Origin of the sequence: Streptomyces scopuliridis (assembly GCF_042790125.1) — a bacterium.
GTDB lineage: Bacteria > Actinomycetota > Actinomycetes > Streptomycetales > Streptomycetaceae > Streptomyces > Streptomyces scopuliridis_A.
Genome location: NZ_JBHTZS010000003.1, coordinates 362,714 through 374,031 on the forward strand (window position 1 = coordinate 362,714; position 11,318 = coordinate 374,031).

Consider the following 11,318-nt stretch of genomic DNA (forward strand, 5'->3'; position numbering starts at 1 on the left):
GAGAGACCATGCCTGCAACGGAAACCAGCAAGGGGTCGGCGCCACCAGCGCATCGTGTGGTCCTGACCGGCTTCGGAGTCTTCTCCAGCATCGGTGTGGGAGCGGTCGAGTTCGCCGAGGGGCTACGGGCCGGGCGCAGCGGCGCCAAGCCGATCACCAGGTTCGAGACCGAGGGCTTCGCCCACGCCAATGGATGTGAGCTGGTCGGATTCGAGCCCCGCGAGTGGATCCGTAACCTCGACATCGACGAACTCGGCCCCGCCACCCGCTTCTCGGTGGCCGCGGCCAGGATGGCCATCGACCACGCCGGCCTCGACGAGGAGGAACTGCGAGAGCGGCGCGGTCTGATCTCCATCGGCACCACCGATGGCGAATCGCACGACCTCGACCGCCTGGTCGAGACCGAGATCACGCACGGACCCGAGAAGATGGATCCGGTGGTGGTACGGCGGGTGGCGCCCAGCCGGCTGGCCACGTCCGTCGCGCACGAACTGCGGCTGCACGACGTCGAGGCGGTCACCATCCCCACCGCGTGCGCCGCGGGCAACTACGCCATCGGGTACGGCTTCGACGCGGTGCGCACCGGCGAGGCCGAGTTCGCCCTGTGCGGCGGCGCGGACGCGATGTGCCGCAAGACCTTCGCCGGGTTCTACCGGCTCGGCACCATCGCGCCGGACTGCTGCCGGCCGTTCGACAAGGACCGCAAGGGCATCCTGACCGGTGAGGGCGCCGGCGTACTCGTCCTGGAGAGCCTGGATTCGGCGCTGCGCCGCGGTGCCACCATCTACGCCGAGGTCCTCGGATACGGGCTCAACTGCGATGCCGAGCACCCGGTCGCACCCGACCAGAGCAGTATCGCCCGGTGTATGGAACTGGCCCTGGACAACGCCGGTGTGAAGCCGGCCGAGGTCGATCTGATCTCCGCGCACGGAACCGGGACCAAGGCCAACGACGTCACCGAGACCCGTGCCGTACGCGACGTCTACGGTGCGGTGGCGCCGCGTACCGTCTCGCTCAAGTCCATGCTCGGCCACACCATGGGCGCCGCCAGCGCGCTCGCGGCGATCGCCTGCGCGCTCGCGATCGTGGGCGAGTTCATCCCACCGACCATCAACCACCGGGAGACCGATCCCGAGTGCGAGATCGACTGCGTGCCCAACCACGCGGTCGACGCGCCCCTGAGGATCGTGCAGAACAACGGAATGGCCTTCGGCGGCAACAACGCCGTGGTGATCCTCTCCAAGTACGAGGAGCAGGCGTCATGAGCTGGCCCATCACCGGTATCGGCGCGCTCGCGAGCATCGGCCGCGACCCGGCCGAGCTGTTCGACAGCCTGTGCGCCGGTCGCGGCGGACTCGCTCCGCTCCGCGGCTTCGACCCGGCGAAGTTCAAGGCCGGCCACCTCTTCGAGATCGACGACCGGCCGGCGCCGGGGGTGGACGCGCCGGGCCGGGCGACCCGGTTCCTGCTCGACGCGGTCGGCCAGGCGGCCCGGGACGCCGGACTCGGTGAGGACCTCAGCGAGGTGCCGGTGCTGATCGGCACCGGTCTGCGGGAGCTGCGCTCGCTGGAGCTGTGGTGGCGCGACGGCGCCGAGTTCGGGGCGGAGCGGATGCACTTCGGCACCGCGCTGCGCGAGCGGTTCGGCGCGGTGAACACGCACACGTTCTCCAACGCCTGCTCCGCCTCGCTGTACGCACTCGCCCTCGCCGTCGACCAGTTGGAGTCCGGTGCGGCGGAGCACGTGATCGTGGCGGGCGCCGACTCGATCACCGAGAGCATGTTCGGCCTGACCGACGCCTTCCAGTTGCAGCCGCCGGGCCGGCTGAGACCCTTCGACGTCAACCGCAAGGGCACCATCCTCGGCGAGGGCGCGGGCGCGATCGTGCTGAGCCGCGAGCCGGACGGCCACCGCGGGATCTACGGCCGGGTGCGCTCGGTCGGCGTCAACTGCGACGCGTACCACACCACCGCGCCCGACCGGGCCGGGGTGGCGGCCGCCATCAGGCAGGCGCACGAGCGTGCCGGGGTGAAGCCGGCCAACGTGGACCTGGTCATGCTGCACGGCACCGGTACCCCGCTCAATGACGAGGTCGAGGTCCGGGCCATGTGCGACGTCTTCGGCGAGCACGCGAACGTACCGCTGGTGACCGCCGTCAAGTCGATGACCGGGCACACCGCCGGGTCGGCCGGGGTGCTGAGCCTCATCACAGCCCTGCAGGCCATGTCGACGGGACGGATCCCGCCGGTGACCGAGCTCGACGAGCCCACCGAGGAGGTGCGGGGGCTGAGGCTGGTGCACACCACCGCGGCCACCGGACACATCGACGTGGCCCAGATCAACGGTTTCGGCTTCGGCGGGCTGAACGCGGTTGCCATCGTGGAGGCGGTCCGATGAGTGAGTTCGCGCAGATCGTGGTGAGCGGTGTCGGGCCGGCCCTGCCCGGCGTGGCGGACGCGGGGGATCTGGTGACCGGGCCTGCCCCCTCGGCGGAGCCCGTCGACCCGGCCGCCCTTCTCGGCAAGAAGGGCCTGAAGTACAAGGACCGCGCCACCCGGCTCGGACTGAGCGCGGCCCTCGCCGGGCTGCGCGACGCCGGGCTGCGGGACGAGGACGGTCCCCGGGCCGCCGGTGACCGTATCGGCGTGGTGGTGGCCTGCAACTACGGCAATGTCGAGACCATCTGCCGGGTGGTCACCACCATCGCGGCGGAGACGACGCGCGGCACCAGCCCGATGGACAGCCCCAACGCCTCCAGCAACATCATCGCCTCCGAGATCGCCATCCGGTTCGGACTGCGCGGCCCGAACCTGACCGTGTGCAACGGCGACGCCTCCGGGCTGGACGCGCTGCACTGGGCCGCGAGCATGCTGCGATCGGGGCGGGCCGAGCAGATTCTGGTCGTCGGGGTCGAGCCGGACCATGAGACGGTGCGCAAGCTCGTCGGCGCCGACCGGATCGTGGACGGGGCCGTCGCGGTCGTCCTGGAGCGGGCGGAGACCGCCAGGGCGCGTGGCGCCAGGGCCGCCGCCCGGCTCGGCGGTTACGCGCGCGCCGGCGGGGTCGGGGAGTGCGTCCATCGGCTCGGCCGTCTCGGCCCCGACACCCCGGGCGGCTGGTACGTTCCGGAAATCGCCGGCGACACCGAACTGCCCGCCGGACTGCTCCCCGGCGTCCCCCGGCACGCGATGCCCGACGTCTGGGGCTCGCTCTCCGGCGCGCTGGGAGTCGTGCAGTGCGCCGCCGCGACCGCCCGGTTCGACGCGGGAGAGGCGGGCCCGTTCTACGCCCTGGCCGGCCGTGAGGACGACGGAGTCGCGGGGCTCCTCCTGCTCGCCCCTGGAGACCCCCGGTGAGTCCCGAGCGGCCGGATGCGGTGGACGCGCCCCGTGGCGCGGAGCGCACGGTGCGCCACAGGCGGCCCACGGAAGGCCCGCGGGCGCTTCTGCTGCACGGCCTGGCCAACAGCCCCTCGGTCTGGGAGCCGTTGGCCGGGAGCGATGCCGGCGGTACGGACCTGTGGACCGCCGAACTGCCCTGGAGCGGCGGGCAGCCGCCGGACTGGGCCTACGGGCCGGACGCCGGCTGGGCGATCGCGGACGCGCTCGACCAGGTCCCCGGCGGCGTCGGCATGGTGGTCGCGCACTCCTTCTCCGCGGTGCTGCTGCTGAATCTGCTCAGCGACGAACTCGCCCGGGGCCGCGACCCGTTCAGGCGCTACGGCATCGACGCGCTGGTGCTCGTCTCCCCGTTCTACCGGCGTGATCCGGAGTGCTTCGAGTACGGCGTCGTCGGCGAGTTGCTGGACAACTTCCGCAGCACGATGGACGAGGGGATCCGGGTGATGGCCGGTCCCCGGCTCGATCCCTCGCTGCGCCACGACATGGCGCGGCGGGTCTGCGAACGGGTCGGCCCCTACGGCTATCTGAGCTTCTTCCGCAGCTACCTGCGCACGCCCTGGCTGCGCACCGATCTGATCACCGTTCCCACCCTGGTCATCAGCGGGGAAGGCGACGCCATCGCCCGCTCCGCCGAGAGCATGGCGCTCACCGCCGACCTTCCCCACGCACGCTGCCGGCTCATCGCCGGCGCCGGGCACTTCCCGATGGTGGAGCAGGTGGACGCCTTCTCCGCCGCCCTGGGCGAGTTCGCCGGTTCGATCAGCGGGCCGAACCAGCAGTCGCCGACCAAGCCGCTCGACCTACGAGGAGCCTGAGCACGATGACGTCACCCATCAGCCACACCCCGGAACTCACCGAACAGGCGCTGACCGACTTCTTCGACGTCACCAGCCACGTCACACTGCGCCCGTCCTACGAGGGCGGCAACATCAGCACCACCATCGGGTTCAAGCAGGTGCACTACCTGATCGAGGCCGCCGTCCTGGAGCACTTCCGCGCGGCCGGCCTGGGGGCCACCACCCTGTACGTCGAGTACGGCGTCGGGCTCGACGTGGTCTCCGTGGACACCCGGCTGCACACCGTCCTCATGCTGGACGACGCCGTCGCCGTCGAGGTCAAGCCGGTCACCAGGGACACCGACACACGGCTGCGGTTCAAGATCACCGCCACCGTGCAGCGCGACGGCGCTCCCCGCAAGGCGGTCACCACCACGTTCGAGGTCGCGCTGCGGGCGATCGAGCACGTGGAGAACCCGAAGCCGGTGCCGGGGCGCCTGACCCGTTATGTGGTCCCGCGACTGGGCCGGGCGACGCCGGGGAAGATCGCCGCGGTGCCGGTGGACAACATCGACCTGTCCGCGCAGCGCGGCGTCACCACGCGCTCCGGCGACCCGGTGCTGGCCGAGATCATCGGCGACGACAACGCCTTCGGCTGGAAGTGGCGGGTGCCCTACTTCTACTGCCACTTCACCAGCCACATGCAGATGTCCGGCTTCCTGCGGCAGATGGAGGAGGTGCTGCACCTGTTCGTCGCGGACCGGGGCATCGCCATCCGCCGCATGCTCGACGAGCGCAGCTGGATCCCGGTGGTGACCAAGTGCGACCTCCGGCTCACCGACGAAGTGCGCATCGAGGACGAGCTGTACACCGTCTTCACGATCGAGGACGTCTTCAAGGCCATCCTGTTCACCGCCCGGATGGACTGCTACGTGGTCCGCGACGGCGCGCTGGTGCAGGTCGCCACCGGACACATCACCCACGGTTACGTCACCAAGGAGTCACCGGAGCGCGACTGGTCCCTCGTCACCTTCGACGAGGAGGTACTGGCCGCGCTGAGCGGCAAGAACCTCACCGCCCACTGACCGGCCCGGCCGGAAGGAGCTGTTGTCATGAGCAGCCGCACCACAGGCGCCGTCGGGGCGCCGGTGATCACGGCATGGTCGGCCGTGTCCCCGTTCGGAATGGGCCGTTCCGCGTTCGCCGACGGACTGCGCGAAGGCACCGAGACGGCCGTCCCCATCGATCGCGACCAGTGGCACGTACCCGACGAGCGGGCCAGGCTGGTGCCCGGTTTCAGCCCGCGCGCGGTGCTGGGCCGCAAAGGCACCCGGTCGATGGACCGGGTGACGGGGCTCGCGGTCAGCGCCGTCGGTGCTCTGCTCGCCGACGCCGAGCGCAACCGCGAGGTGGCGACCGGCGAGCGCGGGGCCATCGTCCTCGGCACCACCACCGGCAGCGCGCAGAGCATGATGGACTTCACCCGCGACTCGCTCACCGGCGAGCAGCCCTATTTCGTCGACCCGGCGCAGATGCCCAACACGGTGATGAACTGCGCCGCCGGCCAGTGCGCGATCTGGCACCGGATCAAGGGGCCGAACGCCACCATCGCCGGGGGACGGCTGGCCGGCCTGCTCGCGCTGAACTACGCGCGCAGACTGCTGGGCGCCGGCCGCGCCAAGGCGGTGCTGTGCGGTTCCGCGGAGGAGTACTCCGACGAGCGTGCCTGGCTCGAATGGCATGCCAGAGGAGCGGAGGAGACCCCGGCGCTGCTCGGAGAGGGCGCCGGCATGCTGCTGCTGGAGCCCGCGGAGGGTGTCGACGCCCACCATGTGCTGGCGGAAGTGCTCGCCGTCGAGAGCGGTGTGTTCGGCGCGGACGGGCCGGCGACGGTGCTCGGCTCCTGCCTGCGCCGCGCCATGGACCGTGCCGGGGTCGACCCGTCGCAGGTGTGGGCCGCCGCCCCGTGCGGCGCGACAGGCTCGCTCGGCGAGCAGGAACGCGCGGTGCTCACCGGGATGTTCGGCCCGCGGGTTCTCGAAGAGCCGCGGAACACCACGTTGTTCGGGGACGCGTCGGCCGCGTCGGCGAGCCTGCAGATCGCCTCCGTGCTCGCGGTCGCCGAGCGCAGGCCCGATGTCGCCGGCCGGGTGGCGGTCGTCACCGCGGTCGAGCGCGACGGCGGGACCGGCTGCGCGCTGCTGCGGCTGCGCTAGTGCTGTGGCCGGAAAGGTTCACCGGCTCGCGACGCCCGGCACGGCACCTCGCCGCGTTGTCGGACGCGCGCGAGTACCTCCAGTACGAGCGCGATCCTCCGCCTTGCGACGCACCGCACCGGACGCCGCGAGCCCCCGGCAAACCTTTCCGGCCACAGCACGAGCACCGGTCCCCAACCCGCCCCGCCCGGCACCGAATCGAGAACGGAGAGAGCGATGACGGCACAGCCCATCGAGACCCTGGACACGGAAGATCTGCGGCGGACTCTGGCCGAGGTGATCGACGTCGACGCCACCGAGATCGGGGAGGCGACCGACTTCGTGGACGAGTTGAACGTCGACTCGCTGCTCCTGCTGGAACTGGTCGTGGTGCTGGAGAAGAAGTACGGGGTCAAGTTCAGCGAACGGGAGATGCGAACGGCCCGCACCTTCCGTGACGCGCACGCGCTGCTGAAGCGCAAGCTGGCGGTGTCGGCATGACCACCTCGCCCCCCGGGGCGCGGGTCGCGGCGGGCCGCTTCGCCGCGCGGCCCACCCCGGTGGACGCGGCGATCGACGTGATCTCGGTGGCGAGTTCCGAGGCGGCCGGGGGAGGCGGCACCGTCCTCACCGCGGTCACCGGCGTCGCGATCGAGGAGACGGAGCCGGTCTTCGCCGGCCACTACCCGGACTTCCCGATCTTCCCCGGTGTGTGTGTCGTCGACTGCGTCGAGCGCAGCGCGCTCGCCGTGGCCGAGCGGACCGGGATGGCCGAACCACGCCTGGTCGCCGTGGAGTCCACTCGCTTCCTCGGTGCCGTCTACCCCGGCGATCTGCTCACCGTGCGCCTGGAGATGCGTGACCACGAGGGCGCTGTGCGGTGCAAGGCCCTCGCGAGCACCGGGCGGGGCGACGCCGCGTCGGTGCGGCTGCGGATGGCGGGGAAGCTCGCGTGAACGCGTCGTACGAGGTCGAACGCCTGCTGCCGCACCGCTTTCCCCTGCTGCTCGTCGACCGGGTCCTCGACCTGGTGCCGGGTGAGAGCATCACCGCGGCCAAGGCCGTCACCCGCAACGAGCAGTGCTACCGCAAGGTCGGCGCGCACACCGCCGACGCCTGCCTGGAGTACCCGCGGGCGCTGCTCATCGAGTCGTGGGGCCAGACCGCCGGCATTCTGGCGACCTGGCACACCCCCGGCCAGGAGCCCGACGCGGGTGACGCGGACCGGGTGATGCTGCTCGGCGGGCTCACCGGAGTCACGTTCCACCGGCCGGTGCTGCCGGGCGATGTGCTCCACCACCGGGCCCGGCTCTCCCGTGCCCTGTCCGACACCGTGATATTCGAGGGCGAGACCGTGTGCGACGGCGAGTTGGTGATGTCGGTCGAGCGGATGGTGATGGCTTTCCGCCCCGCCGGCGGCCTTCTGCCGTCCGCCGGGTGAGACGAGGAGGAGGAACGCCCGATGGAGCAGGACAGAAAGCCGGTCGCGCTGGTCAGCGGCGGCTCTCGGGGCATAGGCCGGGCCGTGGTGAAGCGGCTCGCCGCCGACGGCCACGAGGTCAGCTTCTGCTACCGGTCCGACGACCAGGCCGCGAGCTCCCTGGAGAAGGAACTCGCCGGACTCGGCACCCGGGTGATGGCCAGGAAGGTGGACGTGGCCTCGCCGGACTCGGTACGCGAGTGGGTGGCCGAGACACAGGAGACCCTGGGCACGGTGGACGTCGCGGTCACCGCGGCCGGCATCACCCGGGACAACCCGCTGCTGATGATGACGGACGAGCAGTGGAAGGACGTCCTCGCGGTCAACCTCGACGGGGTCTACCACGTGTGCCGCTCGGTGGTGTTCGAGATGATGAAACGCCGGTCCGGCTCGCTGATCCTGATCTCCTCGGTGGCCGGTGTGTACGGCCACGCCACGCAGTCCAACTACGCGGCGACCAAGGCCGGGATCATCGGCTTCGCCAAGTCGCTGGCCAAGGAGGTCGGCCGCTACGGCATCCGCTCCAACGTGGTCGCCCCCGGATTCATCGAGACCGACATGACCTCGGTACTGAACGACAAGATCCGCGACGAGATGCTGAAGTCGATCCCGCTCAACCGCTTCGGCGACCCGGACGAGGTCGCCGACCTGGTCTCCTTCCTGGCCTCCGAGCGCTCCGGCTACATCACCGGCTCGGTCTTCCAGATCGACGGCGGCATCACCATCTGAGCCCCTTCCCACCGACCACACGAGGACACCGCCATGGCCAAGAAGCCGCCGCGTTGGTACTTCTCCCTGCGCAGTCCCTACTCCTGGTTCGCCTACCGCGACCTCATGAAGCACCACCCGGACGTCCTGGCCGCCGTGCGATGGATCCCGTTCTGGGAGCCGGACGCCCACAGCCGGGAACTGCTCGCGGGCATGGGGGTCGAACTCCCACTGGTGCCCATGGCACGTGAGAAGAACTTCTACATCCTCCAGGACACCCGGCGGCTGGCCGAGGACCGCGGACTTGAGGTCACCTGGCCCCTCGACCGGGAGCCGGTCTGGGAGGTGTCCCATCTGGCGTACCTGGTGGCCGAGGACGCCGGGAAGGGCAAGGAGTTCGTCGACGCGGTCTACCGGGCCCGCTGGCAGGAGTCGAGGAACATCTCCAGCCCGGCTGTGATCGGTGAGATCGCCGCCGGACTCGGCCTGGACGCGGACCGGGCCGCCGGCGCGGCGGACGATCCGGACCTGCGCGCCCGGGGCGTGGCGATCCTCGCCGCCTCGGCGAAGGACGGTCTCTTCGGCGTGCCGTTCTTCATCCACGGGCACGACAAGTTCTGGGGCGTCGACCGGGTGGACGCGTTCGTCGCCGCGCTGCGCGGTGTCCCGCGCGGCGAGGTCGCCCTGTCGGACGCGGAGCGTGCCGCGCTGCCCGCCATGGCCGAGGCGGGCGGGGACGCCGGCCATGCCGGCGGCTGTGGCTGAGGCTCACACCCGCGACGCGCACCCCGGACGCACACCCCGGACGCACGCCCGGGACGCACGCCCGGGACTCACATCCAAGACGCACACCCGAGACGATCCCGAGAGGTCGCGATGAGCAGAGAGCACCGGCTGCCGGCCGACTGGGACGCGATCGTGGTCGGCAGCGGCATGGGCGGCCTGACCTGTGCCGCGTATCTCGCGGTGACGGGCCACCGGGTGCTGGTGCTCGAACAGGCCGGCGTGCTGGGCGGCAACAGCCATGTCTTCCGCCGCCGCTCGGCCTACGAGTTCGACGCCGGTGTGCACTACATCGGCGACTGCGGGCCCGACGGTGTGCTGCCGTCGATCCTGCGCGGGCTGGGGCTGGACGGCCGTGTCGGGTTCCGTGCGATGGACCCGGACGGATTCGACGAGATCGTCCTGCCCGGTCTGCGAATGCTCGTGCCCGTCGGCTGGGACAGGTATCTCGACCGGCTGATCGAGGTGCTGCCGGCGGACAAGGAGGGGCTGCGGGAGTTCACCCGGGTGTGCTCGGCGGTCGGCGCGGAGATGCGCTGGACCCTGCTGTCCGCGGCCGGCGTCGACCCGGCCGAGATCCTGCGGCGCACCCCCACCGCGATGGCCTGGGGCCGCCGCACGCTGCACGACCTGTTCGAGCACTGCCGGCTCTCCGCCGCAGCGCGCACCGTACTGGCCGCCCAGGCGCTCAACTACGGGATCGGCCCCGACGCGGCCACGGTCGGCACGCACGCCAGTGTGACCGACCACTACCTGCGCGGCGCCGCCTACCCGGTCGGCGGCGGCCAGATGCTGTCGGCATCACTGAGTGAGACGATCACCGGCCACGGCGGCACGGTCAGGGTGGGCCACCGGGTGGAGCGGGTGCTGATCGAGGAGGGCATGGCGCGCGGTGTCGTCCTGGCCACCGGCCAGGAACTGCGCGCCCCGATCGTGGTGTCGAACGCGGACTACCCGCGTACCGTCCTGGAGTTGGCCGGTGAACAGCACTTCCCGACATCGATCGTGAAGCGGGCCAGGACCGCCGTGATGGGCTTCCCCCTGGTGGTGCTCTACGTGGGGCTCGACCGGGAACTGCCCGGGAGGCGCAACGCGAACCTGTGGTGGCACGGGAACGCCGACATCGAGGAGGCGTTCCGCGGGCTGACGGACGGCCGCTTCGACGAGCCGCCGTCGGTGTTCATCTCCTTCGCCTCCGGCAAGGACCCGCACACCCCGGCCATCCGGCCGCCCGGCCACGCCAACTTCCAGGTGATGGCGCTGTGTCCGCGCTCCCTGGAATCCTGGGGCGCGGCGGCCGATCCCGCCGGCGGCGAGCGGTACCGCCGCGACCCGGCCTACCTGGCGCGGAAGAAGAGGGTCACCGAGACGATGCTGGCCACCGCGGAACGCGCGCTCGGCCCGTTCCGGCGGCATGTCACCCATCTCGAACTGGCGACCCCGGCCACCCAGCGCCGCTACACCCGTTCCACCGGCGGATCGCCCTTCGGACTGGCGCGCTGGGGCGGTACGGGAGCCAGGCCGGACACCCGGACCAGTGTGGCCGGCCTGTACGTGGTGGGGCAGAGCACGCGCTACGGCAGCGGCATCACCGGTGCGGCGGTGAGCGGTATCGCCTGCGCCGGGCAGATACTCGGCCGTCCGCTGCTGCCGGAGGTGTACGCCGGCGCGGTGCTGGGAGACCACCGGCTGCTTCCCGAACGTGGCGCGGACTGGGACCCGCTGCGGGTGTGCGGCGGTCGCGCGCCCCGTGGCACCCGCTCGTCCTGAACGGCGGATCCGTACACGGCTCCGGCGGCCTGACGACGGCTTATCGAGGCTTCTTATAAGAACGTTCCTGCCGACCCGGGTGCTTGGTAACGTCCGGGCCCGGGGCGGGTTCCGCTCGTCCGACCGCTTGAATGCGCCGAATTCGGTGTGTTGGCCCGCAGGGACTGTCCCCATCATTTCTTGACTCAAAGGGAGTGAGTAGTC

The 11,318-nt window shown here is 71.2% G+C and carries 12 protein-coding genes; all 12 read left to right on the plus strand.

The annotated features are described in order from the left end of the window. Nucleotides 1-8 precede the first annotated feature (8 nt). The 12 genes from ACFRKB_RS06180 to ACFRKB_RS06235 all read left to right on the plus strand — a co-directional run bounded on the left by ACFRKB_RS06180 (nt 9) and on the right by ACFRKB_RS06235 (nt 11,114). A complete protein-coding gene (locus tag ACFRKB_RS06180) occupies nt 9-1,265 on the plus strand; it encodes a beta-ketoacyl-[acyl-carrier-protein] synthase family protein (RefSeq protein WP_383103704.1) in 1,257 nt (418 codons plus the stop codon). Then, the gene (locus ACFRKB_RS06185) at nt 1,262-2,398 is read left to right on the plus strand and encodes a beta-ketoacyl-[acyl-carrier-protein] synthase family protein (protein WP_383103705.1); all 1,137 of its coding nucleotides are present in this window, start codon (nt 1,262-1,264) and stop codon (nt 2,396-2,398) included. Before ACFRKB_RS06180 ends, ACFRKB_RS06185 begins: the two co-directional genes overlap by 4 nt. Continuing rightward, nucleotides 2,395-3,357: a beta-ketoacyl synthase N-terminal-like domain-containing protein gene (locus ACFRKB_RS06190; RefSeq protein ID WP_383103707.1), complete on the plus strand. Its 963-nt coding sequence runs from the start codon at nt 2,395-2,397 to the stop codon at nt 3,355-3,357. Before ACFRKB_RS06185 ends, ACFRKB_RS06190 begins: the two co-directional genes overlap by 4 nt. Then, on the plus strand, nt 3,354-4,217 hold the full coding sequence (locus ACFRKB_RS06195; RefSeq protein WP_383103708.1) for an alpha/beta fold hydrolase: 864 nt from the start codon (nt 3,354-3,356) through the stop codon (nt 4,215-4,217). Before ACFRKB_RS06190 ends, ACFRKB_RS06195 begins: the two co-directional genes overlap by 4 nt. Nucleotides 4,218-4,222: 5 nt before the next feature. Next, the gene (locus ACFRKB_RS06200; protein WP_383103709.1) at nt 4,223-5,263 is read left to right on the plus strand and encodes a thioesterase family protein; all 1,041 of its coding nucleotides are present in this window, start codon (nt 4,223-4,225) and stop codon (nt 5,261-5,263) included. Nucleotides 5,264-5,290: 27 nt separating this feature from the next. Further along, nucleotides 5,291-6,394 (plus strand): beta-ketoacyl synthase N-terminal-like domain-containing protein, encoded by a 1,104-nt coding sequence (locus ACFRKB_RS06205; RefSeq protein ID WP_383103710.1) that lies wholly within the window; start codon nt 5,291-5,293, stop codon nt 6,392-6,394. A 216-nt stretch (nt 6,395-6,610) separates the two neighbouring features. After that, nucleotides 6,611-6,874 carry an acyl carrier protein gene (locus tag ACFRKB_RS06210; protein ID WP_383103712.1) on the plus strand — a complete coding sequence of 88 codons (264 nt, stop codon included), beginning with the start codon at nt 6,611-6,613 and terminating at the stop codon, nt 6,872-6,874. Next, complete coding sequence (locus ACFRKB_RS06215; RefSeq protein ID WP_383103714.1) at nt 6,871-7,329, plus strand: 3-hydroxyacyl-ACP dehydratase FabZ family protein; 459 nt, start codon at nt 6,871-6,873, stop codon at nt 7,327-7,329. Before ACFRKB_RS06210 ends, ACFRKB_RS06215 begins: the two co-directional genes overlap by 4 nt. Further along, nucleotides 7,326-7,814: a 3-hydroxyacyl-ACP dehydratase FabZ family protein gene (locus ACFRKB_RS06220; protein ID WP_383103715.1), complete on the plus strand. Its 489-nt coding sequence runs from the start codon at nt 7,326-7,328 to the stop codon at nt 7,812-7,814. Before ACFRKB_RS06215 ends, ACFRKB_RS06220 begins: the two co-directional genes overlap by 4 nt. A 21-nt stretch (nt 7,815-7,835) precedes the next feature. Continuing rightward, a complete protein-coding gene (gene fabG, locus ACFRKB_RS06225) occupies nt 7,836-8,582 on the plus strand; it encodes a 3-oxoacyl-[acyl-carrier-protein] reductase (RefSeq protein ID WP_383103717.1) in 747 nt (248 codons plus the stop codon). Nucleotides 8,583-8,615: 33 nt separating this feature from the next. Continuing rightward, complete coding sequence (locus ACFRKB_RS06230; protein WP_383103719.1) at nt 8,616-9,326, plus strand: 2-hydroxychromene-2-carboxylate isomerase; 711 nt, start codon at nt 8,616-8,618, stop codon at nt 9,324-9,326. Between the two features lie 111 nt (nt 9,327-9,437). Then, a complete protein-coding gene (locus ACFRKB_RS06235; protein ID WP_383103721.1) occupies nt 9,438-11,114 on the plus strand; it encodes a phytoene desaturase family protein in 1,677 nt (558 codons plus the stop codon). Nucleotides 11,115-11,318 lie beyond the last annotated feature (204 nt).